22 protein-coding genes and 2 tRNA genes are annotated in these 26141 nt (G+C 69.3%); 9 read left to right on the top strand and 15 right to left on the bottom strand.

Annotated features, from left to right (window positions below; translation table 11 throughout):
• Positions 1 to 40: 40 nt before the first annotated feature.
• Positions 41 to 114: transfer RNA gene (locus C5E06_RS05900), tRNA-Gly, on the bottom strand.
• 142 nt (positions 115 to 256) lie between these two features.
• Here C5E06_RS05900 and C5E06_RS05895 point away from each other — a divergent pair.
• Positions 257 to 333: transfer RNA gene (locus C5E06_RS05895), tRNA-Pro, on the top strand.
• A 235-nt stretch (positions 334 to 568) separates the two neighbouring features.
• Complete coding sequence (locus C5E06_RS05890) at positions 569 to 2197, top strand: Mur ligase family protein (RefSeq protein ID WP_104306292.1); 1629 nt, start codon at positions 569 to 571, stop codon at positions 2195 to 2197.
• A gap of 45 nt (positions 2198 to 2242) precedes the next feature.
• On the opposite strand, the gene C5E06_RS05885 is transcribed toward C5E06_RS05890, so the two are convergent.
• Positions 2243 to 3667 carry a DUF2252 domain-containing protein gene (locus C5E06_RS05885; protein WP_104306291.1) on the bottom strand — a complete coding sequence of 475 codons (1425 nt, stop codon included), beginning with the start codon at positions 3665 to 3667 and terminating at the stop codon, positions 2243 to 2245.
• A 104-nt stretch (positions 3668 to 3771) separates the two neighbouring features.
• Positions 3772 to 4221 carry a GNAT family N-acetyltransferase gene (locus C5E06_RS05880; protein ID WP_104306290.1) on the bottom strand — a complete coding sequence of 150 codons (450 nt, stop codon included), beginning with the start codon at positions 4219 to 4221 and terminating at the stop codon, positions 3772 to 3774.
• A 111-nt stretch (positions 4222 to 4332) separates the two neighbouring features.
• Here C5E06_RS05880 and C5E06_RS05875 point away from each other — a divergent pair, with 111 nt between their 5' ends.
• A complete protein-coding gene (locus C5E06_RS05875; RefSeq protein ID WP_104240755.1) occupies positions 4333 to 4995 on the top strand; it encodes a DUF6891 domain-containing protein in 663 nt (220 codons plus the stop codon).
• 148 nt (positions 4996 to 5143) lie between these two features.
• On the top strand, positions 5144 to 10651 hold the full coding sequence (locus tag C5E06_RS05870) for an SCO7613 C-terminal domain-containing membrane protein (RefSeq protein WP_104306289.1): 5508 nt from the start codon (positions 5144 to 5146) through the stop codon (positions 10649 to 10651).
• A 29-nt stretch (positions 10652 to 10680) separates the two neighbouring features.
• Here C5E06_RS05870 and C5E06_RS05865 read toward each other — a convergent pair whose 3' ends face one another.
• The 3 genes from C5E06_RS05865 to C5E06_RS05855 are packed head-to-tail and all read right to left on the bottom strand — an operon-like array spanning position 10681 to position 12789.
• Entirely contained in the window at positions 10681 to 11643 is a 963-nt protein-coding gene (locus tag C5E06_RS05865; RefSeq protein ID WP_104306288.1) for an Fpg/Nei family DNA glycosylase, read from the bottom strand.
• Entirely contained in the window at positions 11636 to 12181 is a 546-nt protein-coding gene (locus C5E06_RS05860; RefSeq protein WP_104240752.1) for a ribose-5-phosphate isomerase, read from the bottom strand. The genes C5E06_RS05865 and C5E06_RS05860 overlap by 8 nt, the downstream gene beginning before the upstream one ends.
• Positions 12181 to 12789 carry a DsbA family protein gene (locus tag C5E06_RS05855; RefSeq protein WP_104240751.1) on the bottom strand — a complete coding sequence of 203 codons (609 nt, stop codon included), beginning with the start codon at positions 12787 to 12789 and terminating at the stop codon, positions 12181 to 12183. The genes C5E06_RS05860 and C5E06_RS05855 overlap by 1 nt, the downstream gene beginning before the upstream one ends.
• Positions 12790 to 12872: 83 nt before the next feature.
• On the opposite strand from C5E06_RS05855, the gene pepN reads away from it, so the two are divergent.
• The gene (gene pepN / locus C5E06_RS05850; protein ID WP_104306287.1) at positions 12873 to 15428 is read left to right on the top strand and encodes an aminopeptidase N; all 2556 of its coding nucleotides are present in this window, start codon (positions 12873 to 12875) and stop codon (positions 15426 to 15428) included.
• Positions 15429 to 15510: 82 nt separating this feature from the next.
• Here the strand turns inward: pepN and C5E06_RS05845 are convergent, their stop codons facing one another.
• A complete protein-coding gene (locus C5E06_RS05845) occupies positions 15511 to 15990 on the bottom strand; it encodes a glutathione peroxidase (protein ID WP_374953225.1) in 480 nt (159 codons plus the stop codon).
• A gap of 108 nt (positions 15991 to 16098) precedes the next feature.
• Here C5E06_RS05845 and C5E06_RS05840 point away from each other — a divergent pair, with 108 nt between their 5' ends.
• Both C5E06_RS05840 and C5E06_RS05835 read left to right on the top strand, forming a co-directional pair.
• Complete coding sequence (locus C5E06_RS05840) at positions 16099 to 17025, top strand: mechanosensitive ion channel family protein (protein ID WP_104240748.1); 927 nt, start codon at positions 16099 to 16101, stop codon at positions 17023 to 17025.
• Positions 17025 to 17477, top strand: coding sequence for a globin (locus C5E06_RS05835; protein ID WP_104306286.1), 453 nt, complete (start codon positions 17025 to 17027; stop codon positions 17475 to 17477). The genes C5E06_RS05840 and C5E06_RS05835 overlap by 1 nt, the downstream gene beginning before the upstream one ends.
• 40 nt (positions 17478 to 17517) lie before the next feature.
• On the opposite strand, the gene gdhA is transcribed toward C5E06_RS05835, so the two are convergent.
• Together gdhA and C5E06_RS05825 are read right to left on the bottom strand one after the other, a co-directional pair.
• A complete protein-coding gene (gene gdhA / locus C5E06_RS05830; RefSeq protein ID WP_104240746.1) occupies positions 17518 to 18864 on the bottom strand; it encodes an NADP-specific glutamate dehydrogenase in 1347 nt (448 codons plus the stop codon).
• A 77-nt stretch (positions 18865 to 18941) separates the two neighbouring features.
• The gene (locus C5E06_RS05825) at positions 18942 to 19658 is read right to left on the bottom strand and encodes a hypothetical protein (protein ID WP_104306285.1); all 717 of its coding nucleotides are present in this window, start codon (positions 19656 to 19658) and stop codon (positions 18942 to 18944) included.
• A gap of 53 nt (positions 19659 to 19711) precedes the next feature.
• Here C5E06_RS05825 and C5E06_RS05820 point away from each other — a divergent pair, with 53 nt between their 5' ends.
• A complete protein-coding gene (locus C5E06_RS05820; protein WP_104298875.1) occupies positions 19712 to 20686 on the top strand; it encodes an acyl-CoA thioesterase II in 975 nt (324 codons plus the stop codon).
• Between the two features lie 54 nt (positions 20687 to 20740).
• Here C5E06_RS05820 and C5E06_RS05815 read toward each other — a convergent pair whose 3' ends face one another.
• From C5E06_RS05815 to msrA, 5 genes are all read right to left on the bottom strand, one after another.
• Positions 20741 to 21238 (bottom strand): thioesterase family protein, encoded by a 498-nt coding sequence (locus tag C5E06_RS05815; RefSeq protein ID WP_104240743.1) that lies wholly within the window; start codon positions 21236 to 21238, stop codon positions 20741 to 20743.
• 115 nt (positions 21239 to 21353) lie between these two features.
• Complete coding sequence (gene ettA / locus C5E06_RS05810) at positions 21354 to 23036, bottom strand: energy-dependent translational throttle protein EttA (protein ID WP_104240742.1); 1683 nt, start codon at positions 23034 to 23036, stop codon at positions 21354 to 21356.
• Between the two features lie 46 nt (positions 23037 to 23082).
• Positions 23083 to 23538, bottom strand: coding sequence for a DUF6993 domain-containing protein (locus C5E06_RS05805; protein WP_104306284.1), 456 nt, complete (start codon positions 23536 to 23538; stop codon positions 23083 to 23085).
• A 49-nt stretch (positions 23539 to 23587) separates the two neighbouring features.
• Positions 23588 to 24139: a single-stranded DNA-binding protein gene (locus C5E06_RS05800; RefSeq protein WP_104298872.1), complete on the bottom strand. Its 552-nt coding sequence runs from the start codon at positions 24137 to 24139 to the stop codon at positions 23588 to 23590.
• A gap of 172 nt (positions 24140 to 24311) precedes the next feature.
• Positions 24312 to 24833 carry a peptide-methionine (S)-S-oxide reductase MsrA gene (msrA, locus tag C5E06_RS05795; protein WP_104306283.1) on the bottom strand — a complete coding sequence of 174 codons (522 nt, stop codon included), beginning with the start codon at positions 24831 to 24833 and terminating at the stop codon, positions 24312 to 24314.
• A gap of 96 nt (positions 24834 to 24929) precedes the next feature.
• Here msrA and C5E06_RS05790 point away from each other — a divergent pair, with 96 nt between their 5' ends.
• Positions 24930 to 25214, top strand: a complete 285-nt coding sequence (locus C5E06_RS05790; RefSeq protein WP_104298871.1) for a hypothetical protein — start codon at positions 24930 to 24932, stop codon at positions 25212 to 25214.
• A gap of 44 nt (positions 25215 to 25258) precedes the next feature.
• On the opposite strand, the gene nadE is transcribed toward C5E06_RS05790, so the two are convergent.
• Positions 25259 to 26080 (bottom strand): ammonia-dependent NAD(+) synthetase, encoded by an 822-nt coding sequence (gene nadE / locus C5E06_RS05785; protein ID WP_104298870.1) that lies wholly within the window; start codon positions 26078 to 26080, stop codon positions 25259 to 25261.
• Positions 26081 to 26141 lie beyond the last annotated feature (61 nt).

The following is a 26141-nucleotide window of genomic DNA, read 5'->3' as shown; positions in this document are numbered from 1 at the left end:
AGCCCGGCCGAGCCATCTCTGGCTTGACCGGGCTTTTCTCTGGAGGGGCTGACGAGAATCGAACTCGCATCATCTGTTTGGAAGACAGAGGCTTTACCACTAAGCTACAGCCCCAAATCGGGACGAAGAGAATGCTACCCCATCTCGGCGAGGTCCGTGAACTCCACCCTCCATCAGCGAGTCGCGTCCGTGGATGTGGTCTGCGTGGCCCCGGGAGTCCGGTAGCATTGCCTCCGGTTCGCCGCGCGATCGGCACCGGGGTGTAGCTCAGCTTGGTAGAGCGCCCGCTTTGGGAGCGGGAAGTCGCAGGTTCGAATCCTGTCACCCCGACCAGCATCCTCCTGCAGCTTCGAGCCAGGCAAGACCCCCTCTCGAGGGGGTCTTTTTCGTCGGCTCATGCGCCGCGCATAGACGACTCACACGTTCGTCATGTGGCCCGCATATGCGTCGTCGTTATCTTCTTGTTATCTGCACGCTGGCGTGACTGAGGTCCCTCGCACCGGCGTCGGCCGAGGCGTTGCAGTGAAGGCCACCCGCGGCGCCCCAGCGCCCTCCGAGAGGAACACCATTGCAGTCAGATCTCGCACGCCCCAACAGCCCACACGCTGTTCCCCTCGCCACGATCGCGGCTGCGACCGGCGGGGTCGTGTCCCCCGCGAGCGACGCCGTCACGGTGACCGGGGTCTCGAGCGATTCCCGGCGCATCCGCCCGGGTGACCTCTACGTCGCGATTCCCGGGGCACGGATGCACGGCGCAGACTTCCTGCCAGCGGTCGTCCGGGCCGGCGCGGTCGCCGTGCTCTCCGACGAGGCCGGCGCAACAAAGGCCGCCGAGTTCGACCTGCCCGCCATCGTCGTCGAGAACCCGCGCGAGGTCATGAGCGTCGCCGCCTCGACTGTCTTCGGCACCGAGATCGCCTCGCCCCAGCTCTTCGCGGTGACCGGCACCAACGGCAAGACGACCACGAGCTACCTCCTGCACGCACTCTTCCTCTCGCTCGGCATCAAGGCCGGGCTCTCGGGAACCGTCGAGCGCATCGTGGGCGACGCGCGGCTCGAGACCCGCCTCTCCGGTCGGCTCACGACGCCCGAGTCCGACTACCTGCACGGCCTCGTCGCTCGCATGACCGAGGACGACGTGCAGGCGGCCGCGATCGAGGTCTCCTCGCACGGCCTCGACGGTGGGCGGGTCGACGGCCTGCCCTTCGAGAGCGCCATCTTCACGAACCTCTCGCAGGACCACCTCGATGTCTACGGCACGCTGGAGAATTACTTCGCGTCGAAGCTGGTGCTCTTCACGCCGAGGCACGCGAAGCGCGGCGTCATCGCGATCGAAGACGAGTGGGGGCGCCGCGCGGCGGCCGAGTCGCTGATCCCCGTCGTGACAGTCGCACGCGACACCGCGGAGGGCGCAGCCGACGCCGACTGGGTGCTGCACATCGACGCCGAGGGCCTCGAACGCACCGACTTCACCCTGCGGGGCCCGAACGGCGAGGAGCTCACCTCCAGCATCGGCCTCCCCGGCACCTTCACGGCGCTCGACCTCGCGCTCGCGATCGTCTCCGTCATCGGCACCGGACTCGCGTCGCTCGAGCAGATTCGGGAGGCGCTGAGCGCCACGGACGGGCTCCACCCCGTTGTCCCGGGTCGCCTCGACCTCGTCTCCGGCGAGTCGGAGCTGCGCGTCTACGTCGACTACGGGCATACGGCAGCGTCCTTCCGCGCGGTGCTGCACGCCCTCCGCCCGTTCACCCCCGGCCGGCTCTTCATGATCTTCGGCGCCGACGGCGACCGAGACAAGGGAAAGCGCCCGGAGATGGCGCGCGCCGCGAGCGAGGAGTCGGACGTCGTCATCGTCACCGACTACAACCCGCGAACGGAAGACCCCGACAGCATCCGCCGCACCCTTGTCGAGACGATCCGCGCCGAGTTCCCCGAGCGGGAGCTCTACGAGATCGCCGACTCGGCGACCGGCATCGACCACGCCGTCGCACTGGCCGAGCCCGGAGACCTGATCTTCGTCGGCGGGCACGGGCACCGGGCCGACGTCGAGGTCGACGGCCGCATCGTGCCGTACTCGGCGCGAGAGGCCGCCGTGGCCGCGCTGCGCGAGCACGGCTGGCTCGCGCCGGAGCCGCCGAGCGCCTTCGGGTCGGCGGATGCGGTCACCGACGCACAGCAGCGCCGCGCCTCCTAGGCTCCCGGGCGGCCGGGGAAGCGAGGCGATGCCGCACACAAGACCTCAGCGGTCGGAGACCGCCTCGAACTCTCCGCGGTCTCTCGCCGCGAGCAGCTCGGCGTAGTCGAGCGCGGACTGCTCGGCGTAGCCGATCGCCCACTCGGCCATCGCGCCGTCGAACGAGCCGCTCTTGCCGAGGTACCCGGCGATCATCGGCGCGATGGGGCTCTGCGCGTGGGCGCGTGCGAGGAGCGTGCCGCACGCCTCCCCGTACTTCGAGAACTCCGACGGCGTGAGCTGGTCGAGGTCGACCGAGCCCTTCATATCCCTGAACTGCCGCACATAGAAGTCCCTTGGGACGCCGTCCTCATCCTCGAAGCGCAGGTAGCCGAGGAACGGATCGGAGACGGCCTGCAGGATGCGCTGGCAGCTCACCACCCGGTACCCCTCTCCGAGTTCGTCGTACTCGCGGCGAGATCGCGCCTGGAGGAGCCTCCTCGGGTCGACGTGGCCGTAGGCCTCGAGCACCGACGGCGGCGCCTCCTTCACCTGCAGCACGAGCGCCTCTCCGCCTGGCCCCGTCAGGATCAGGATGAAGCACCGGGTGCCCACGCTCCCGACCCCGACAGCACGCCGCGCGACGTCCGTGAGCGTGAAGTTGCCGAGCAGGAACGCCACGTCGGTGCCGACCGTCGCACGGTACCGCTCGAAGAGCTCCTCGACGCGCGCCTCGGCCTCTGGCGACACGTGCGTCATCACGGGCGGGTTCTCGACGATGAGCCTGGTGCCGTCGGCCGCCCGCTCCGTGAGCTTGTCGACGAACTTCTGCGACGTGCGCTTCCTGGCGCTCTTCGTCGCCTTCGCGAGCACGTCCTGTGCCTCCGTCCTGAACGAGGGATGCGCCACGTCGGTGTCGAGCCGCAGGTAGTAGCGGTCGAGGGCCGAATGGCCGACCATCTCGCGCATCCCCTCCCGGTAGGCGGCCGCGGCCTTCCTCGCCGCCTTCCTCGTCTGCTCCTCGGTGAGTCCGAGGTCTCGAGCGCCGACGACCACGCTCGCCACGAGCCGCTTCAGATCCCACTCCCACGGCGCAGACGCGGCTTCATCGAAGTCGTTGAGGTCGAACACGAGCGTGCGCTGCGGCGAGGCGAACAGCCCGAAGTTGCTGAGGTGCGCATCGCCGCACGCCACCACCTGGATGCCGGTGCTCGCCCCCTGGGACAGGTCGTGCGCCATGATCGCGGCGGTGCCGCGATAGAACGTGAACGGGCTGTCGAGCATGCGCCCCATGCGCAGCGCCACGAGCTCTGGCAGTCTCGCCTCGTTCTGCTCGGCGAGGATCGCCCGGGGGTCGCGCTCGCCAGGGACGAAGATGGCGTGCTCGACGTGCGGCTGCGTCTTGCGGAGCGCCTTGCCCGCCGCGTAGAGCTCGTCGCGAGTCGGCCGGGGCGCGCGATCGCGCTGCAGACGGCTGAGGTGTGTCGGCATGAGGGGCCTTCCTCGTCGAAGTGTCGAGCTCCGGCTCGATGAGGCTCAGTCTCTCGCGATTCGGTGAACGCCGAGAGATGCCGTAGCGACCGAGCGTCGCGGGGTCACGACACGATGTCGTAGGTCACCCACGCCGTCTGCTTCGCGACCGAGTCGTAGAGGCGCCGAGCCGTCGCGTTGTCCTCAGCCGTGATCCAGCGCACGACGCTGAGGCCAGCATCCTCGGCGTACTCGCCGAGGTGCAGCAGGAGGGCCCGGCCCGCGCCGCCGCCGCGGACCGCCGGGGAGGTGAAGAGGTCGTCGAGATACAGCCCCGTGGTGGCGGAGAGCGGTCGAGCGAAGCGACGCACATGCGCGATGCCACCCAGCTGCCCCTCCGCGTCGACCGCGACGAAGCCGTGCGACTCGTGGGCCTCGTCGCTCAGCCACGACCAGACGGTGTCGATCTTGGCCTCGTCGGCGGGAACCCCGTAGAACGCCCGGTAGCCGCGATAGAGCTCCCGCCATTCCCGCTCGTCCGACGCAGTGACAGGGCGCACATTCCATTCAGTCATGCGCCAAGTCTCGCCCCAGCCCGCCGGAAAGCTCCAGCAGACTCGGCGGGAAGGCGACCCTGAACAGCTCACGGTTGGACGTTCCACCCGTGGAGACGTAGAGTCTCCGCCGTGGATCTGTTCAAGTACCTCCGCCCAGCCTCGAGCACCCCCCAGGCCGAGCACCAGCCGCACGGCGTTCACAACGCGCGGGAAACCCTCCGCGCTCGGACCGTCGAACTCATCCGACCCGGCTTCGTCTCCCTCGACGAGGCCCTCGAGACCGCTGGCTCGTTCGCCGAGGACGAGGCGCTGCCCGTCCGTCCCGATGAGATCGAGCGGATCGTCACCGCCACCTGGGACGACCTCGCCGACTGCCAGCGAGACTGGGCCAGCGAAGGCGACTACGAGAAGCTCCGAGCCGCGTTCGCCGACCTCGAGCAGGCGGGCGTCGTCGCGCGCATGAACTTCGCCTGCTGCCAGAATTGCGGGCACGCCGAGATCGAGGCCGAGAGGACCATCGGCAAGCACGTCGGCTACGTCTTCTTCCACCAGCAGGACGCGGAGCGCCTCGCCGGTGACGACGCGGAGCTGCTCCTCGCGTTCGGCACGTTCGCGGCCAGCCCCTCGCAGACGGCGGAAGAGCGCGCGGAGGCGGAGCAGCAGCTCGGACGTCTCGTGGCCACGACCATGCGCAGCAACGGCCTCGCGGTCGAGTGGGACGGGCAGACGTCGTCTCGCATCGCCGTCTCCATCAGCCACTGGCGCAAGCGCCTCCCGTTCGTCGGCGCCTGAGCGCGTCTCGGGCCCGACTGCCCGGCTGATCTGGCCGGGCAGTCCTCCCCCGCTCCCGCTTTCGCCTCCCCATTCTTGTCCGGAGAACGGCATCCTCGCGGCTCGCTCGCTAGGCTGACGCCCAGACAACCCCGGGGGTAGACGCAGAGTGACTGACGCAGGAGTGGGCAGACAAGCCCAGAGGCCACGGTTCCCGAAGACGCTCGGCGATCTCACCGACCCGAGCAAATGCCCTTCGTGCTTCGAGACCTATGGCGCTCCAGGGCCGTCCTGCCCCGCCTGCGGCTTCACCCGCGACTCGGCGGTCATCAGCCATCTTCTCGACCTCGGCGCGCAGGCGCGCGGCCCCCTCCTGGCCCGTGGTGAGTTCATCGTCGCGGCGAACGAGCAGGCCAAGGCGAAGGCCCGCGCGGCGCGACAGGACCAGCTGGCTCGAGCCGAGCAGACACGACTCCGGGAGGAGGAGCGGGGCAGGAGCCGGGCAAGCGACGCGCTGCTCGCGGCCGACCACGCGAGGCTCCTCGGAGGAGCCGCAGGGCACCTCGGGGCGGATGCCGCTCCGGCTCCGGCTCCGCGGCAGGGACAGGGACAGAACACGCAGCAGCGCGGCCAGCACGTGTCCGCGCCGGCGCAACAGACGACGCAGCACCCGGCGCCGCAGCCGACGGAGACCTGGGCCACGCAGCGCGCGCCCTCCGGGTATCAGGCACCACCGGCCCAGCACCTGCCGCCCACCCCGCCAGCTCAGCCGCCCCGGCCCCGTCGCTCGAGCGTCCAGCTGCTGCTCCTCGTGCTCGGCATCGGGCTCCTCAGCATCGCAGCGGTCGTCTTCCTCACCTTCGCCTGGGTCGTCTTCGGCGTCGAGGTCAAGGCGGCCATCACCGCCGGCGTGACGCTCGCGGTCATCGCGACCGCCAGCATCCTGAAGCGCCGGAGGCTCTCGGCCACGGCGGAGGGAATTGGCGCGCTCGGTGTCGTGCTGGTCGTCCTCGACGTGTGGGCCGTCCAGGCCACGGGTCTCCTCGGTGCCGGCGACGTGCCGGGAACGCTCTACTGGGGCATCGGCCTCCTCGTCGCGACGGCGGCCTTCGAGGCCTGGCATCGCCTCTCGCACCTGCGCGCCCCCGGCATTGCCGCGAGTCTCACCGTGCTGCCCGCCCTCGCCCTCACCGCGGCCGGAGCCACCGCCACGTTCCTGTCCCCCGTGCAGCGCCTGGTCCTCGCCCTCGTCTTGGCCGGTGCCGCCTCCGCGCTGCACGTTCTGCTGCGCGTCAGGCCGTCCGTCTCGGCCGCGACGCAGGGCCCACCCGCCGCCGACTCGTTCAGCGGTGCAACTCCGCGCTCGCTCGAGCGCTGGATCCTCTCCGTCACAGGCGTCGTCGCCCTGGCCGGCGGCGTGCTCTGCGGCGCGGCGGCGGCAACTGGCAACGACCCCTGGCTCGGGTACGCCTTCCTCTTCCTCATCGCGGCTGCCTCGGCGGCCCTGCTGGCCTGGCTCGTCAGCCAGGAACGCGGAGCACTCGCCGCACGCAGCCTCCTCATCGCCTTCGGCATCCTGACGGCGCTCTCGCTCGGGGCAGTCCCCCTGAGCTTCACCGGGGTCGTGCGCCTCGCGCTCTCGCTTGCGCTCATCCCGATCCTGCTGGCCGCAGCCCAGGTGCTCAGATCCCGACTCGCCGCGACAGCACGCCCGCAGTCCGCCGCGTTGCAGCTCGCGGTGACCTCGCTGAGCTTCACGACGCTCGCAGCGGCTGCGGTCCCGGTGATCTCGCTCGGCCTCTCGGTCGTATCAGCCGACTCCGTGCTGTCCTTCGCCGCCGCTGACCAGGCCGGAATGGCAAGGGCGCTCTCGGGCGCCGAGCTCCGCACCTGGTGGGCCATCGCGGGTGGTGCGCTCGGGCTCGCCGTGGCAGCAGGCCTGCTGCAGCTCGTGCCCGGCCGGATCCGGCAGCTGACCCCCGCCTTCACGGCGGCGGGATCGTTCCTCGCGCTGTGCGCCGCCGCGAGCGCTCCTGGGGCGCTCGCCGTCACCATCGCGAACCTGCTGATCGCCGCGGCCTCCGTCGCGGGAGCGGTCGTGCTCGCCCGCGAGCGGCTGGTCCCTCCTGCCTCCGCAGTCTCCACGACTGCCCTCAGAATCGTGCTCCAGTGCGTCGCCGGCGTCGCGATCCTCGCGCTGCTGGCGGCGGGGCTCGCGGTGCGACCCGTCGAGATCGGCGCGCTTGTCGTCGGCGCTGCGCTCACCTTCGGGCTCCGGTTCTCGGCCGGGCGCACCTCGCCGCTCCGGCCCGTCCTCACCGCACTCACGGCCGCGCAGCTGCTCGCCGTCCCCCTGCTCGTCGCGTTCGTGCGGGACGCCTGGAGGACCCCGGAGCCATCGGGGACGAACCTCGCCATCACGTGCTCCTACCTCGGCATCGCACTCCTGCTCGCCGCCTCGCTGCTGCTCCCACGACCGTGGCTCTCCGCCGCCGAGCGCATCCTGCTCGCCTCCGCGGCAGCCCTCCCTGCCTTCGTCGCCTCCTTCGTGCTGCTCGCGCTCCTCAGGTCGAGCGCGGCGCGAAGCGACGACGGCGCCCTCCTGACGGACGCCGGTTGGCCGCTCGGAGCCCTCTGGGTGAGCTGCGCCGCGCTCGGCGCGCTGCTGTGCGCCGCGTTCGTGCTCGTCGCCTTGCGCCGCCGGCAGGACGAGGATGCACCCGCCGTGGTGCCGCTCCTCGCCGTCCTGCCCCCAGCCCTCTGGGCAACGCTCGGGGCGCTCGTCACGGCGTTCGTGACGGCGCAGTTCCTTCCGCCGGTCGTGGCCTCCCTCGGCGTCGCCGCCGCCGCGCTGGCTGCCGGTGGCACCCTCGCGGCCCGACTTCGCGGCGCTCAGGGAAGCAGGGTCCTCTCCGCCGAGCTCGCAGCCACCGCCGTCGCGCTCGTCTCCCTCGTGAGCACGCCGTTCTTCACCGGCGCCTTCGGGTCGTCCGCCGGGGCGCAGTACCTCGCGGCGACGATCGCGACCTCGGCCGCCGTGCCGGTGCTGCTCGCGATCTCCCCCGCAGGGCTGTTCCGCGCGCGAGGACGAGCCTCGATCGCCTGGATCGGCGTGGGCCTCCTCACCGCCGCCTGGTACGTCTTCGCCACCGGCACCCCCGGCATCACGAGCTCCGAGGGCGTCCATCTCCCCGCCGGAGTCCCGCTTGTCGTCTCCGCGCTCCTGCTCTGGTGGTTCGGCCGGGCGCGGAGCGCTGGCGAGCCGGCACGAGCGGCCGCCTTCGTCCTCGCCGGCGGGCTCGTGCTCTCGACGGTCGTCCCCGCGATCAACTCAGCCGAGACGACCACGGGCACGCTGCTGTACTTCCTCGTCGGCATCGTGGTCGCCCTGGGGGTCGCCCTTGCAGCGAGCATCCTCAGCGTCCCAGCCCACGCGCGTCCGCTGCTCATCTCGCTGAGCGCCTCGGCCGCCGGCGTGGCCGTGCTCACGGCGCTCGCCCACGTCGAAGCGAACCTGACCGGCGACCTCAACCCGCGCGGCGTGCTCACCGGCCTGATCACGAGCGTCGAGGCACTCGTGTGGCTCACGGCCTGCGTCCTGCTCGTCGGCACCGTGTCGTGGCTCCTGCTGCGCCGCGTCTGGGCTGCGGATGAAGCCAGCGCCCGCCGCAAGCTGCTCATCGCTCTCCTCGCAGCGACCGGCGGCGCCGTCGTCGTCGCGCTCCTGCTCACCACGCGGTTCGAGAGCGCCATCCTGCTGCTTGGCCTGGCGCTGCTCGCGGGCCTCCTCGCAGCCGTCCTGCCCGATCGCCTCGTCACCGCCGCCGGCCGCGCCGGACTCGCCCTCGTCGGCTTCCTGGCGCTCGCATCCCACGGTGTCGCCGTGGCGGTCGGCACACCCAGCGGGCCGAGCAGCCCATGGATTCAACAGCAGACCGGCATCACCGTGCTCCTCGTCGGCCTCGTCGCGGCAGCCATCGTCGTGATCGCCCGAGTGCTCTCCGCCCCGAACCTGCTCGTGAGACTCGCCAGCTACGCCACCACGGTCCTCGCGACCTGGCTGCTCGTCGACCACGTGCAGGCCATCGGAGTCGAAAGCGTCTCCCCCGTGCAGATCGCCGCCGCAGCCGGAGTCATCGGAGCGCTCACCGCCCTGGCCGGTGTGCTCCTGGCTCCCGAGGGAACGCGCCGAGGAGACGGGATCGCGCTGCGCGCGCTCGGCCTCCTGACGGCGCTGGCCGGCGTCCCCCTGGGAGCGGGAGCCTCACGCGCCCGAGTCGAAGGGTTCGCCGATTGGAGCGCGCTTCCGACCGCAGTCGCCCTGCTCGCGGCCGCCGCCATCGTCGCGAGCCTCCACGTCGGGGCGCGCTCGCCGTACGCGATCCTCCGCTACCTCGGCGTGCCGGTGCTCGCGCTCGCGTGGGTCTGGGAGGTGCTCGGGAACTGGGACGACTCTTCCTTGTTCGTGGCCTTCGGCGGAGCGTTCCTCGTGTTCTTCGCAGCCGGCACCGCGACTGCCGCGAGCGGCCGTCTCGGCGACGAGCCCCGTCCGCCAAGCGTCGAGAGCCTCCTGTGGCTGGCAGCGGCACCCGGCATCTGGCTCAGTGCGGGCGCGATCGCCGCGGTCGCGCAGCCCCTCGACGAACCCGGCGCCCGCATCCTGTCGCTCTCGGTGCCGGAGCTCGCACTCGCCATCCTGACCCTCGCGCTGGTCGTCGTCTGCACGGTCGCGCCCGTTGCACCCCGGATGCGCGCCTCGGCCAACGCGCTCGGCGTCGGCTCGTCGATCTCGGCCGCCGTACTCGGCCCCGCCCTGGTCATCGCAGCGCAGGGCCCCCTGACCCCGGTCACCCTGCCGCTCTGGGGTGTCCTGCCTGCCTGCTTCGTGCTGCTCTTCGCGAGCGCGCTGTGGCGGCGCCAGCACCAGCTCGAGAACCCGCGCCTCGCCGCGCTCGCCTCGACGGTGCTCGTGCCCCTCGCCATCACGGCGCTGGTGCTCTCCGCCCTCCCGAGCGTCCTGCGACGCGAGGTCGAGAACGGCCAGCAGGTCGCACTCACCTGGGTCCTGGTGCTCTGCGCCGTCACGCTGGCGAGCCTGGTCCGCCCGGAGCTGCTCCCCACTCTGGCGCCAACGCAATCCGCCCCCGGCGCTCGGCCCTCGCTGCGCGTCCCCGTCCTCGCGTTCTCCGCCGCCGCCCTCGTCGCCATCATCGGCGTCGTGGCTACCGAGACCCCGGCCCCCTGGCTCGAGCTCGCGACGGCACCCCTCGGCGCCACGCTGCTGGCGGGAGGCCTGTTCTTCCTCGACAAGCGCCCCGCGCTGCGCAGCTGGGCCGCGCTCACCCCGGGCCTGGCCCTGCTGCTGGTCCCGAGCTACCTGGCGCAGTTCGCCGACCCGGCGCCCTGGCGTCTCATCGCCCTCGGCCTCGGCGCGGTCGGCGTCACCGTCTGGGGAGCCACGCGTCGCCTCCAGGCGCCGCTCGTCTTCGGCGCGATCATCACCGCGCTCCACGCGGTCACCGCGTTCCGCCAGCAGCTCGCCGTCGTCGCCGGCGTCGTCCCCTGGTGGGCGTGGCTCGCACTCGCGGGCACGGTGCTCGTCGTCATCGCGACCACGTACGAGGCGCGACTGCGCGACGCGAAACGCGCCGCCGCGTCCATCCGCTCGCTCAGGTGAGCGCGCCGGCTGTCAGCTCACGAAGAACGTCAGAGCTGGCAGCCGGGGCACCAGTAGAGCTTGCGGGCCTGCATCTCCTCGAGGGCGATGGGAGTTCCGCAGACACGGCACGGCTCCCCGGCACGGCCGTAGACCCAGTGCCGGTCCTCGCGGTTCTCGAGTGCCGCCGCCCTCGCCTTCCCGCGAAGCCCGTCGATCGTCATCATCTGGCCAACCTCGACGCCGATCTTGAGCAGCTTCGTCCAATCGCGCCACAGCTCCCCGAGCTGCTCGTCGGTGAGCTGCGAGGTCGGCGTGTGCGGGTTGATGCCCGCCCGGTAGAGCATCTCGGCCCGGTACACGTTGCCGATGCCGCTCACGATCTGCTGATCCATGAGCACGATGCCGATGGGCGTGCGCTTGCCCCGCGCACGCTCGAGGAAGCGCGCCTCCGCCTTCGCACCGCGGTCGACGAGCGGGTCCGGCCCCAGCTTCTCGATGCGCGCAGCGACCTCGTCGCCCGTCATCAGCTCACACGCGGTCGGACCACGGAGGTCGGCACACGTCTCCGCGGTGAGGAGCCGCAGCCGCACGGCCCCGACGGGCTCCGGCGGCCACTGCGAGAGTTCCTGCTCGCGCTCAGCCTCGGCCATCTTCAGTCGCGTGCGCCTCGGGGCCCCGATGCTCGAGAGCGAGGTCTCACCCCGCGAGTCCTCGATCGTCACGCCGGGACGCTTGCGCGAGTACTCGCCGGTCTGCCCGAGCGTCGTCGAGACCTGACCCGAGAAATCCCAGGCACCGTAGATGCCGAGGTGCACGCGCAACCAGACGCCGCCCTCGAACCGCGAGAACATGTGCTTGCCGACCGCGAAGGTCTCGACCATCTCGCGGCCGTCGATCTCGGCAGCACCCTCGACGAAGCGCCCCTGCGGCGAGGACGCCGAGACGACACGCCCCGCATAGTTCGCAGTGAACTGGCGGGCTATTCGGTGGACGGAGTGACCCTCAGGCATTCCCCGCCGGCGTCTCAGACTCCACCATCGGCGGCACGACGGTGCCGACGGCGCCGAGCACCGACTTCCCGGCGATCTTGCCGGTCTGCTCGTACTCGGCGAGCTGCGAGATACGGCGCAGATGGCGCTCTTCTCCCGGGAACGGCTCGGCGATGAAGATGTCGATGAACCGCAGCACATCCACGATCTCGTGCTGCCTCGCGCCGATGGAGATCACGTTCGCGTTGTTGTGCTCGCGCGCCAGCTGCGCCGTGGCGTCGCTCCACGCCAGCGCCGCACGCACACCCGTGACCTTGTTGGCCGCGATCTGCTCGCCGTTGCCAGATCCGCCGAAGACGACGCCGAGCGACTTCGAGCCGTTGGCCCAGTCGTTGGCGACAGCCTGCGCGGCGTTGATGCAGAACGACGGGTAGTCGTCGAGGGCGTCGTACTCGGACGGGCCGTGGTCGACGACCTCGTGACCCTGATCGCGCAGGTGCTCCTGCAGCTGCTGCGAGAACTCCAGTCCAGCGTGATCCGTCGCCACGTGGATGCGCATCAGTCGAACACCGGTCCGCGGGTGCGGCTGCGCTTGAGCTCGAAGAAGCCATCGACCGACGCGGCCATCACGACGCCGTCGAACAGGCGAAGCGCCTCCTCGCCCTTCGGCGCAGGAGAGACGACGGGGCCGAAGAAGGCGACGCCGTCGATGGCGATGATCGGCGTTCCGACCTCGTCACCGACACGCTCCATGCCGGAGAGGTGGCTCGCGCGGTAGCGCTCGTCGAACTCGCCGGCGTCGGCGCGCTCGACGATCGACTCGGGGATCTCCAGCTCGGTGATCGCCTCCTGCAGCACCTCGTCGCGGTCCTTGCGGCCACCCGGGTGGATGCGCGTGCCGAGCGCGTCGTAGAGCGCCTTGACCTTCTCGTTGCCGAGGTCCTGCTCGACGCCGGCGACGACGCGGCCGAGGCGAGAGGTTCCCTGCAGCATGTCGCGGTACGACTGCGGGATGTCCTTCTCCTCGTTGAGGAGCTCGAGGCTCATGATGTGCCAGGTGATGTCGAGGTCACGATGGCGAGCGACCTCGTCGATCCATCGCGAGGTCATCCAGGCGAATGGGCAGATCGGGTCGAACCAGAAATCTACTTTGATCGGTGCGGGCATACGCATAAGCCTACTCGGCAGGACTAGGCTGGCCGCGCCGCAAGCCCGGAACCTCCGGGCTCCCTCACACCAAAGGAGCTGGAATGCCCGGAGAGAACCTGACTCGCGCTGAGTCGGTCGAGCGTCGAGGAGTTGTGCTCGGCGTCGAGCACTACGACGTCGCACTCGACCTCACGACGGGTCCTGAGACGTTCCGCTCGATCACGACGGTCACGTTCTCGGCGGTTCCCGGCTCGTCCACCTTCATCGACGCCATCACACGCCAGGTGCACAGCGTCGTGCTCAACGGCGAGGCGCTCGACGTCGCCGCCGTGAACGACGGGGTGCGCATCCAGCTGCCGAACCTCGCCGAGCACAACACGCTCACGGTCGACGCGGACGCGATCTACATGAACACGGGCGAGGGCCTGCACCGCTTCGTCGACCCCGCTGACGGCGAGGTGTACCTCTACTCGCAGTTCGAGGTGCCCGACTCCCGCCGCATGTTCACGGTGTTCGAGCAGCCGGACTTGAAGGCGAACTTCACGTTCCATGTCACGGCCCCCGCGGCGTGGCAGGTCATCTCCAACGAGCCGTCGCAGGCGCCTCAGCCCGTCGACGGCGAGCGTGCCGTCTGGCACTTCGCGACGACGCCGCGCATCTCGAGCTACATCACGGCGCTCGTGGCCGGCCCGTACACGGTCGTGCGCGATGAGCTCACCTCCATCGACGGACGCACGATCCCGCTCGCCGTGTACTGCCGCACGTCGCTCGCGCCGAACCTCGACGCCGACAACATCTTCCGCACCACGAAGCAGGGCTTCGAGTACTACGAGAAGGCCTTCGGGGTTCCGTACCCGTTCACGAAGTACGACCAGCTCTTCGTGCCCGAGTTCAACGCGGGCGCCATGGAGAACGCCGGGTGCGTCACGTTCACGGAGACCTACGTGTTCCGGTCGAAGGTCGCGGATGCGGTGCGCGAGCGCCGCGTCGTCACGATCCTCCACGAGCTCGCCCACATGTGGTTCGGCGACCTCGTCACCATGAAGTGGTGGAACGACCTCTGGCTCAACGAGTCGTTCGCGGAGTTCATCTCGACGCTCGCGACCGCTGAGGCCACCGAGTGGACCGAGAACTGGGTCACCTTCAACGCCAGCGAGAAGTCGTGGGCGTACCGGCAGGACCAGCTGCCCTCCACGCACCCGATCGTCGCAGAGATCCGCGACCTCGACGACGTGCAGGTCAATTTCGACGGCATCACCTACGCCAAGGGCGGATCGGTCCTCAAGCAGCTCTTCGCCTGGGTCGGCCGCGACGCGTTCTTCGCCGGCATCAACGCGTACTTCCAGAAGCACGCGTGGGGCAACACGGAGCTGCGCGACCTGCTCGTGGAGCTCGAGACCACAAGTGGCCGCGACCTCACCGAGTGGAGCGCCAAGTGGCTCGAGACTGCCGGAGTCAACACGCTCCGCCCCGTCTACGAGCTGGACGAGCAGGGGAACTTCGCGTCGTTCGCCATCGAGCAGACGGCGACCGCCGAGCACCCCACCATCCGTCCGCACCGCCTCGCGATCGGCCTCTACAACGTGCAGGGCGACGAGCTCGTGCGCATCCACCGCTTCGAGCTCGACGTCGACGGCGCGCGGACCGAGGTGCCGAGCTTCGTGGGCGGTGCGCTCCCGGACCTCATCATCGTGAACGACGACGACCTCGCCTACGCGAAGATCCGTCTCGACGAGCACTCGGTCGCCACGGTGCAGCAGCATCTCCCGAAGCTGCGTGCTCCCCTGTCCCGCTCCCTCGTCGTCAGCTCGCTCTGGGACGCAACCCGGGATGCGGAGCTGCGCGCACGCGACTTCATCCGCACCGTTCTCGGCGTCATCGGCACCGAGACCGAGTCGACGACTCGCCGCACGGTGCTCGGCCAGCTCATCTCCGCAGCCAAGTTCTACACGGCGCCGGAAGACCGGGCCGAGATCGTCGAGGTCGTCACCGACGAGCTCTTCGAGCTGGCCAAGCAGGCTGAGGCGGGATCGGACGCGCAGTTCAGCTTCGTCAAGTCGTTCGCCTCTCTCGCGGAGAGCCCAGCGCAGCTCGATGCCGTCGCCGCGCTCTTCGACGGCACGTTCAAGCTCGAGGGCCTCGACATCGACACCGACCTCGGCTGGGAGCTCCTCTACGCGCTCGTCGCGGGCGGCCGCGCCGGCGAGTCCGAGATCGCGGCGAGGCTCGAATCCGACCGCACGGCGGACGGCGAGCGCAGCGCGGCACATGCCCGCGCGGCGATCCCGACGGCCGAGGGCAAGGAAGCGGCCTGGGCGTCCGTCATGGATCGCTCTGACGCCACCAACGCCATCGTGCGCGCCACCGTCGCGGGCTTCGACCGAGTCGCCGACGAGGCGCTCCTCGAGCCGTTCGTCGACCGCTACTTCGGTCACATCTCGACGATCTGGGCCGACCGGAGCTTCCAGATCGCGGAGACCCTCATCGAGGGCTTCTTCCCCGCAGGCCTCGCGACGGCACGCGTCCGAGACGCCGCCGACGAATGGCTCGCGAACAACGAGGGGGCGGCGCCCGCGTTCCGCCGCCTGATCATCGAAGGCCGCGCCGGAGTGGTGCGCGCCCTCGCCGCTCAAGAGCGCGACGCGCAAGCAGAGTAAGCACGGCAACGCGAAGAGGTCGCCTCCCCCTGGGAGGCGACCTCTTCGCGTTGCAGCCGGCGGTGTGCTGCGGGTCGAGGCGCTACTCGGCGAGTGCCGCCTCGATCGCCGCGACGACCTCCGGAGCGTCCGGCTCCGTCGTCGGGCGGAAGCGGGTGACCTTGCCGTCACGTCCGATGAGGAACTTCTCGAAGTTCCAGCTCACACGGCCGGCCTTGCCGTTCGCATCCGGAGTCTTCGTCAGCTCCGCGTAGAGCGGGTGCTGCGACCGGCCGTTGACCTTGACCTTCTCGAACATGGGGAAGCTGACGCCCCACGTGAGCGAGCAGTACTCCTTGATCTTGTCGGTGTCGGAGTACTCCTGCAGGAACTGGTTGCTGGGGAATCCGAGCACCGTGAAGCCCTGCGCGCCGTACTGGCGCTGCAGCTCCTCGAGCTTCTCGTACTGCCCCGAGAGGCCGCACTTCGAGGCGACGTTCACCACGAGCTTCACCGGCTCGTAGGTGGCGAGCTTCTTGGCCTCGCCGTCGATGGTGGTGACTTCGATGTCGTTCACGTTCAGGCTCATACGTGTGGCAACCGGAGCAGGCGCCCGCCTATTCCGTATCGACGCAGCTCGGACGTGCCTCACACGAGACGGATAGGCGCATCCGCCTACACTCGAGGCGCTATGGCAGAATTCTGGACTTCCCTCACGACCGCGCTCGCCCCCTTCGACATCCCCATCACGATCGTCTTCTATATCCTCGGGGCGTTCGTGTTCCGGTGGATCCTGCTGCGGCTCATCGACCGCTCGGTGAAGCAGATCGTGAGCGGCGTCAAGAAGAAGCGCGGGGTGACGGACACGCAGGCCATCTCGGTCCGCTCGCCGCTCGCAGCGGTGAGGACGGTGCAGCGCACGCGCACGATCGGGTCGGTGCTGACGAACATCGTCAACGTCCTCATCGTGGTCATCCTCATCGTCATGATCATCGCGAAGATCGATCCGGGCATCCTCGCGTCCCTCTCCCTGCTGAGCGCGGCCGTCGGTGCCGGTCTCGGTTTCGGCGCGCAGCGCATCGTCGGCGATGTCCTCAACGGCCTCTTCATGGTCATGGAGGATCAGCTCGGCGTCGGCGACGTCATCGACATGGGCGAGGCGACGGGTGTCGTCGAGAAGGTCGGCGTGCGCATCACGCAGATCCGCGACGTCGAGGGCACACTGTGGTTCGTCCGCAACGGCGAGATCCAGCGCGTCGGCAGCTTCTCGCAGGGCTGGAACCGCATCGTGTTCGACCTCGCGGTTCCCTACGAGACGTCCCGCGCGCACGTCGAGCGGGTCATGCTCCATGCGGCGAAGGAGCTCACCGAAGACCCGGACTGGATGGACTACTTCATCGGCACTCCCGAGATGTGGGGCATGGAGTCCATCTCCTCAGACGCTGTTGTCCTGCGCCTCACCATCCGCGTCCGCCCTGGCACGCGCTGGGAAGTGGAGCGAGAGCTGCGGGCCCGCACTCAGGACGCGCTAAAGTCGGCCGATATCAACCTGCCGTCCCTGAAGGCGATCGTGCTCGATGGGGCTGACGGCCAGCCGACGGCCGGAGGAGCCGCCTGATGACGAACAACCCCATCCACCTCCGAGCCTCAGAGGGCGGGGGCTCTGCCCTGCCGACGCTCTACGACGAGATCGGCGGCATGCCCGCCTTCGACAAGCTGGCCCACGCGTTCTACGAGGGGGTGCGCGACGACGAGCTCATGTGGCGCATGTACCCGCAGGACGACCTCGAGGGAGCGACCTGGCGACTCGGCCACTTCCTCGCCCAGTACTTCGGCGGGCCGAGCGAGTACAGCGCAGAACGCGGACATCCGCGGCTCCGGATGCGCCACAACGCGTTCCACATCAACCCGGAGGCGAGAGAGCACTGGCTTCGGCACATGCGCGCGGCCATGGACCAGCTCGACCTCTCCCCCATCCACCGCCAGCAGATGGCCGACTACTTCGACCGCGCGGCGACCGCGATGGTGAACACCTTCGAGCCGAGCCCCGGAGCCGAGTCCGCCTCCTGAGCCCGGCCCCAACGGCCGTGGTCGCCCGACGCGGCCGCGGCTAGACGACGCCCTGCGCGAGCATCGCGTCGACGACCCGCGAGAAGCCGGCGATGTTCGCGCCGATCACGTAGTCGCCCGGCTTCCCGTACTCCTCCGCCGTCTCGCTGCAGCGCGTGTGGATGTCGCGCATGATCTCCGCGAGACGCGCCTCGGTGTACTCGAACGTCCACGAGTCGCGCTGCGCGTTCTGCTGCATCTCGAGCGCACTCGTCGCGACACCGCCGGCGTTGGCGGCCTTGCCCGGGCCGAAGAGGACACCCTCCTCCGCCCGGAACCGGTCAGCAGCCTCCTTCGTGCACGGCATGTTCGCCCCCTCGGCGACGACCCGCACGCCGTTCTTGACCAGCGCCGCGGCAGCATCCCCGTCGAGCTCGTTCTGCGTCGCGCACGGGAGCGCGATGTCGACGGGAACGTGCCACATCGCGGCGGCGCTCGACAGCGCCTCCGCTCGCCCGCCCACCCGGTCGACGTACGCCCCGACACGCTTCCGCTCGACGAGCTTCAGCTGCTTGAGCACCTCGACATCGATGCCGTCAGGGTCGTACACCGCACCGGAGGAGTCGCTGGCCGAGACCACCTTCGCTCCGAGGGCCACGGCCTTCTCCATCGCGAAGATCGCGACGTTGCCGGAACCGGAGACCGCGACCTCCTTGCCGTCGAGGTCGTCGCCCTTGGTCTTGAGCATCTCCTGCGCGAACAGCACCGTCCCATAGCCAGTCGCCTCGGGTCGGACCAGCGACCCGCCCCACGTCATGCCCTTGCCCGTCAGCACGCCGGCCTCGAAGCGGTTGGTGAGGCGCTTGTACTGACCGAACAGGTAGCCGATCTCGCGCCCGCCCACGCCGATGTCGCCGGCAGGCACATCCGTGTGCTCACCGATGTGCCGGTACAGCTCGGACATGAACGACTGGCAGAAGGCCATGATCTCGCGGTCGCTGCGCCCGCGCGGGTCGAAGTCGGCGCCGCCCTTCCCGCCGCCGATCGGCATGCCTGTGAGCGCGTTCTTGAAGATCTGCTCGAAGCCGAGGAACTTGATGATCCCGAGGTTCACCGACGGGTGGAAGCGCAGGCCGCCCTTGTAGGGGCCGAGCGCCGAGCTGAACTCGACGCGATAGCCGCGGTTCACCTGCACGTGCCCGTTGTCGTCGACCCACGGCACACGGAAGATGATCTGCCGCTCCGGCTCGCTCAGCCGGCGGATGACCGCGAGCTCGAAGTACTCGGGGTGGCGCTCGAGCACTGGACCGAGCGTGTCGAGCACCTCGGTCACTGCCTGATGGAACTCCGGTTCCCCCGCGTTGCTCGCGAAGATGTCCTTCTTGAGCCGTTCGATGCTGCGGTCCATGGGTTTCCTCCGGGGGTGCGGCGCACAGGGTGCGCGGGTGCTGAGCGATCGACTCGCTCAGTGGGCGACGGCAGCGTTCAGCGTGCCGAGCTGGATCGCAGGAGCACGTTGCCCTGCGTGGTCTCGAGTCGGAGCCAGGCTCCGGCGGTGAGGATGCGGGTCTCTTCACCCGAGCGCAGGAAGCCGAGGCTGAGGGCGGCGAAGGCGGCTCCGCTCGTGAGGCCGCTCTGCTCGTCGATCACGCGCGTCCAGACCTCCGTGCGCACGCGCTCGACCAGCGCGGTGCCCAGGTTGCCCGGCACGGCATCGGCGACTTCGGCGATGCCCTGGTCTGCGGCGGCGATGAGCGTGGCCGCCGACAGCGCCCCGGCCTGGGTCCAGCCTCCGGTCGGTGCCGCGATGCCCGCCCACGATTCGCGGAGGCGCTCCGGCGGGACGGCGAGGTCGAACCCGACGGCCGCATCCGCCTCCCCTGACGGGGCGTCACCGCCGGCCGTCCGACGGCGAGCAAGGCGATCGAGGAGGCCCCGCAGGGGGACGGTCACATCGAACGCTCCCGCGTGGACGTCGTCGTCAGCCGCCCCCTCGAGTTCGGCTCGCAGCGCGCGGACGCCGAGCACGAGCGGCGAAGTGTCGAGGAGTCCCTGCGGTCGCAGCATGGGAACCCAGAACGCCGCAACCGTGCCGGCCTGCACGATGCGCACGGCCCCGTCCTCGATGCGACCGGCTCGACCGAGGAACGATTCGAGGTCGCGTGCGGCGTGCAGATCGGGGATGCGGAGAACGGGAGACATTGCCCTCTAACCTACTCAGTTCTCCGGGGGCAGCGGGTCCCTAGACTGCTGAGATGGCAGATCTGGTTCCCGAGTCGCCCTCGCACTCACCCGCGCCGCAGCAGCCGGCGCCGCTCTCGTTCGACGCCCTGGAGGCGCTGTCGCCGCTCGAAGCGTTCCTGCACACGCTGGACCTCACCGACACGGGTGCCCGCACTCGTGACGACATCTTCACGGGTCCGAGCCAATGGATGCCCCACGGCCGCGTGTTCGGCGGCCAGGTGGCGGCCCAGTCGCTGGTGGCGGCCGCCAGGACCGTGTCGGGCGAGCGACCCGTGCATTCCATGCACGGCTACTTCCTGCGTCCCGGCGACGTGAAGCTGCCGATCACGTTCGCCGTCGACCGCATCCACGACGGAAACTCGTTCACGACGCGCGCCGTGAGCGCGTTCCAGAGCGGGCAGCCGATCTGGTCGATGATCGCGTCGTTCCAGGACGTGGACGATGGGTTCGAGCACGAGGTGTCTATGCCGGAGGGCATCCCCGATCCGGATGACCTCCCGAGTGAGGCCGATCTCCTCGAGACGGTGAAGGCGACGCTCGGCGCTGAGGCGCCGGAGTCCCTCGCCGCGTACTGGCTGATGAAGCGGCCGTTCACGATGCGGCACGTCAACGGGCCCGTGTACCTCGAGCCCGCCGCCGATCAGACGCCGGCGCAGGCGGTGTGGATCAAGGCGGTGGAGCGCATGCCGGACGACCCGCTGCTGCACCGCGCGGCGATCGCGTACGCAAGCGACTACTCGATCCTCGAGCCCATCATGCGTGGGCACGGCCTGACCTGGTCGACGCCGGGGCTGCGAGCTGCGAGTCTCGACCACGGCGTGTGGTGGCATCGGGATGCGCGGGCTGACGAGTGGCTGCTCTATGTGCAGGACTCCCCGGTCGCGCGCGGCGGGCGTGGCCTCTCGCGAGGCCAGCTGTTCTCGCGTGACGGCGCGCTCGTCGCGACGGTGGCCCAGGAGGGCATGGTTCGCCGCAAGCGCCGCTGAACCGCAGCGCTGGGGGCCAGGGCGCCAGGAAGGCCAATAGCGCCCCGCGCCCGGTCAGGCGTTGCTGCGGCCGCCGCGGAACGTGAGGGGCTCGTCGAGGTAGGCGGTCCAGGCGTCGCGTTCGCGGTCGTTGATGCGCCGCGGCCGCTGGGTCGCCGCGTCGATGAACACGAGCGTCGAGGACGCGATGACGTACTTCGTGCGTTCGCCGCCCTCTGGCTGTGCGTCTTCGGGGCTCCAGATCTCGTAGTCGACCTCCGCGCTGGCGGCGCCCATCTTGGAGATCCACAGCTGCACGTCGAGGGGCTTCGTGGAGTACGGGATCGGGGCGAGGTACTCGATCTCGTTGCGGGCGATGAGGGTGAGCGTGTCGCCACCCTCCGCGGCCGCGTCGATGATCGCGAGGGGGCGCTCGTCGTCGTTGGATGCGCCGATGTTCCAGAACGCGCGGACTCGGGCCTCCTCGAGGAGGGTGAGCACACGCGAGTTGTTGACGTGGTTGTAGGCGTCGAGGTCGCTCCAGCGGAGGAGCGTGGGAACGTGGAAGCGCATCGGAGTCGGTGGTCCTTCGTGTCTGCTTGGCGCCGGCGCGAGCCGACGTCGTCTGGCGGGGTGGGACGAGGAAACCCCGGGGTCGCACTGTGCGACCCCGGGGTTCTTGGTGGGACTAGTCCCTCGTGAGCTTGCGGTAGGTCATCCGCGACGGCTTCGCCGCGTCTGGGCCGAGGCGCTCGATCTTGTTCTCCTCGTAGCCCTCGAAGTTGCCCTCGAACCAGTGCCAGTGGCTCGGGTCTTCCTCGGTGCCCTCGTAGGCGAGGATGTGCGTGGCGATGCGGTCGAGGAACCACCGGTCGTGCGTGATGACCACGGCGCAGCCGGGGTACTCGAGCAGCGCGTTCTCAAGGCTCGAGAGCGTTTCGACGTCGAGGTCGTTCGTGGGCTCGTCGAGCAGCAGCAGGTTGCCGCCCTGCTTGAGGGTGAGCGCCAGGTTGAGGCGGTTGCGCTCACCACCGGAGAGCACGCCTGCCTTCTTCTGCTGGTCTGGTCCCTTGAACCCGAAGGTGGAGACGTAGGCCCGTGACGGGATCTCGACGTTCCCGACCTGCATGTAGTCGAAGCCGTCGGAGACGACCTCCCACACGTTCTTCTCGGGGTCGATGCCGCCGCGGGACTGGTCGACGTAGGAGAGCTTGACGGTCTCGCCGATCTTGAGCTCGCCACCGTCGAGCTCTTCGAAGCCGACGATCGACTTGAAGAGGGTCGTCTTGCCGACGCCGTTCGGTCCGATGATGCCGACGATGCCGTTGCGGGGCAGCGAGAAGCTGAGCCCGTCGATGAGAACTCGCTCGCCGAAGCCCTTCTTCAGCTTGTTCGCCTCGAGGACGATGCTGCCGAGGCGGGGGCCTGCGGGGATCTGGATCTCCTCGAAGTCGAGCTTCCTGGTGCGCTCGGCCTCGGAAGCCATCTCCTCGTAGCGGGCGAGGCGCGCCTTCGACTTCGCCTGGCGGCCCTTGGCGTTGGTGCGCACCCAGGCGAGCTCCTCTTCGAGGCGCTTCGCGAGCTTCTGGTCCTTCTTGCCCTGGACCTTGAGACGCTCCTGCTTCTTCTCGAGGTAGCTCGAGTAGTTGCCCTCGTAGCCGTGGAGGCGGCCGCGGTCGATCTCGGCGATCCACTGGGCGACGTGGTCGAGGAAGTACCGGTCGTGCGTGATGGCGATGACTGCGCCTGGATACTTCTGGAGGTGCTGCTCGAGCCAGAGCACGCTCTCGGCGTCGAGGTGGTTCGTGGGCTCGTCGAGGAGCAGCAGGTCGGGCTTCTCGAGCAGGAGCTTGCAGAGCGCGACGCGGCGCTTCTCACCACCCGACAGGACGCTGACGTCGGCGTCTCCCGGTGGGAGGCGGAGGGCGTCCATCGCCTGCTCGAGCTGCGAGTCGAGGTCCCAGGCATCGACGTGGTCGATGTACTCCTGGAGGGTGCCCATCTCTTCCATGAGCGCATCGAAGTCGGCGTCGGGTTCCGCCATGAGCGCGGAGATCTCGTTGAAGCGGTCGAGCTTCGCCTTCGTCTCGGCGACGCCGAGTTCGACGTTCTCGCGAACCGTCTTCGACTCGTCGAGCTCCGGCTCCTGCATGAGGATGCCGACCGTGAAGCCCGGGCTGAGGGTCGCGTCGCCGTTCGACGGGGTGTCGAGGCCAGCCATGATCTTGAGGATCGTGGACTTACCGGCCCCATTGGGGCCGACCATGCCGATCTTGGCACCTGGGAGGAACGACATCGTCACGTCGTCGAGAATGAGCTTGTCTCCGACCGCCTTGCGGGCGCGGATCATCTGATAAATGTACTCGGCCATGGGTTCCAGTCTAGGAGTTGGTTGGCACTCGGCGCGCGGCGCTCCGCTACCAGGTGATGGGCTGTGTGAGTCCGATGAGGCATTTGCCCGTGCTGACGGGGGCGACGATGTCCGAGGTGTAGCCGCGTGGGCCGCGCTGGCCGACGAGGCACTCCTCGCCGATCTTCACGGAGACGATGATGTAGTCGGCTTCGAGATCGACGTTCGTGCGGTCGAACGTGACCTCCATGGCGGCCTTGTCGAAGCCGGTCGCGGTGAGCCCGTCGACGAGTTCGACGGAGCTCGCTGAGCCATTGGTCGCGATCGTCTGCAGGTTCGTCTCGTCGAAGATCGGCTTGTTGTCGCTCGCCGTTCCGCCGGGAACGAAGGCCGCGGGTGGCGCTTGCGTCGCCTCGGCGGCCGCGGTCGTCTCAGCCGGGGGCTGCGCCTCCTGCGACGAGCATCCCGCCAGCGCCAGCGCCGCCACCAGAGTCACTGGGGCGATGAGAGCGAAACGGCGCATTCGTGACCTTTCTCGGACGGGGCGGTCACCAGTGTAGGTGGCCAGGCGCTCAGAAGGGCGGCTGGTACTCGCTCTCGTCGGAGACGGGCGGTTTGTGCCACTCCACCTCGTCGGGTGCTGGCGCCGGTTCATCTGCTTCCGGCGGGGCCTCGCCCTGCATTCCGCCGTGCCCCTGCATTCCTCCCTGCCCCTGCGCCCCGCCGACTCGCTGCCGCTGGTCAGCGCCGCCCTCATCCTGGCGCACGCGCAGACGCTTCGCGAACGTCGAGGAGCCCGCCGTGAGGTCGTGACCGAGCGCATCCGCCACCACCTCGTGCTTCGTGCGAGGCCCGTTCTGCGAGTCGAACCTGCGCATCCGGAGCTTGCCGACGACGATCACCCGCTGCCCCTTCTCGAGCGACTTCTCCGCGTGCGTCGCGAGGTCTCCCCAGGCGGCCACGTCGTACCAGTTGGGGTCGACATCCTCCCAGCTGTTCGTCGCCCGGTTCAGGCGACGAGAGTTGGTGGCGATGCGGAAGTTCACGACGAGCTGCCCGCTCGGCGTCGTCGTGAGCTCCGGCTTGCTGCCGAGGTTACCGATGAGCGTGATGTGGTCGTGCATGTCTCCCCCTTGGATCTGGCTGCGATGCGATCCGGCGCGGCGCTCGTGCCGGGAGCTCCGCGCCGGATCGTGGCACCAGTGTCGAGCTGGGAGGAGACGATCGTGCCCATGGGAAAGGCGCCTGTGCACGGCATCGCGTGCACAGGCGCCTTGTCGGCAGAGTGCCGGGAGATCAGAGCATGTACTGCGTGAACTTCGACCGCACCTTGTTGACCTTGGGCACGGCGACGAAGTTGCAGTAGCCCTGGCCGGGGTTCTTCGCGAAGAAGTCCTGGTGGTAGTCCTCGGCATCGAAGTACTGGCCGAGCGGCGAGATCTCGGTGACGATGCCGCCACCCCAGAGCTCGTCGGCACGGTCGCGCGCGGCTTCGAAGAGCTCCCGCTGGGCGTCGTCGGCGTAGTACATCGCGGAGCGGTACTGGGTGCCGACGTCGTTCCCCTGTCGGTTGAGCTGGCGGGGGTCGTGGAGTGTGAAGAAGATGTCGAGGATGACATCAGCCGGCACCACGTCCTCGTCGAAGATGACGCGCACCGCCTCGGCGTGCCCGGTCGTGCCGGTGCACACCAGCTCGTAGTCGGGCTTCGGGTGCTCACCACCTGTGTAGCCGGAGATCACGTCGCTGACGCCTTTGACGTTCCTGTACACGGCATCGAGACACCAGAAGCAGCCACCTGCAAGCACGAATTCGGTCATGCGGCCAGGCTACGCCGGTGCGCGAGAACTTGGCTGAGCCCTGCGCGAACACGGCACCGGACGAAGAATGTCGGTGGTCGCTCCTAGCCTGACCTCATGTTCACGACGCAGCTGACCCAGCCCACGCAAACTCCCGTTCTGGCGCCCCGCACCGGACCATTCACCCAGCGTTTCGCCGAGCTGACCGCCACTCAGGTTCACGCCGCGCGGTGGCGCATCACGGGGTCCAACGGAGCAGTGCGCGGCTACGTCGAGGAGCACCCGCGCGGCTCGGGCGTGGTGTATGCCGCGACCCGCATGAGCCGCACGACCACCACGTTCCTCACGCTCGACGAATTCTCCGACTTCCCCGAGGCGGTGAAGGCGTTCCGCTACCTCTGAGCAGCGCCGCCCTCATCCCGAGGAGGCGTCGTGGCCGGGAATCCTCAGGCTCGCCACCAGGTATCGGTGGGCAGCACCGGAAGCTGCCGCTTGTGCTCGGTCTTCCGGTAGAGGGCCTCGATGCGGGCTGCTGTCTCAGCATCGACCTCCCCACCCGTGAGGTAGGTGTCGATCTGGGTGTAGCTGAGACCGAGGTTCGCCTCGTCGGTCTGACCGGGGGTCTCATCGAGCAGGTCGGCGGTGGGCGCCTTCACGTACAGCCGCTCCGGAGCACCGAGCTCTTCGAGCAGCTGACGACCCTGGCCCTTCGTGAGCCCCGCGAGCGGATTGAGGTCGGTGCCGCCGTCGCCGTACTTCGTGAAGAACCCCGTGACGGCTTCGGCCGCGTGGTCGGTGCCCAGCACGAGGAAGCCGCGCTCACCCGCGATGGCGTACTGCGCGACCATGCGCTGGCGGGCCTTGGAGTTGCCCTTGTTGAAATCGGTGATGGCACGGCCCATGGCCTGCAGGAAGGCATGCTGGAGACCGTCGGTCGCTGGCTTGATGTCGAAGCTGATGCGCTCGTCCGGCTCGATGAAGTCCAGCGCAAGCTGCGCGTCGTCTTCGTCGGCCTGGATGCCGTGCGGCAGGCGGACCGCGACGAACGTCGCCTCGCCACCCTCCGCGCGGACCTGCTCGACGGCGAGCTGGGCGAGCTTGCCGAGCAGAGACGAGTCCTGGCCGCCGCTGATGCCGAGCACGAGCCCCTTGGAGCCGCTTGCGAGCAGGTAGTCGCGCATGAAGGCGATTCGATCCCGGATCTCCGCCGCTGGATCGATGACCGGCTTCACGCCGAGGGCCGTGATGATTTCCTGTTGTGCGCTCATGGTGCGACCGATCCTAGCGAGCGCCTGTTTCGGTGGGGAGTCATTTTCAGGGGCAAGCACC

Source organism: Pseudoclavibacter sp. RFBI5 (assembly GCF_002931395.1).
Taxonomy (GTDB): domain Bacteria; phylum Actinomycetota; class Actinomycetes; order Actinomycetales; family Microbacteriaceae; genus Pseudoclavibacter.
The sequence above is the reverse complement of the archived record's forward strand: the minus strand, read 5'-3'. Positions and strand labels throughout refer to the sequence as shown.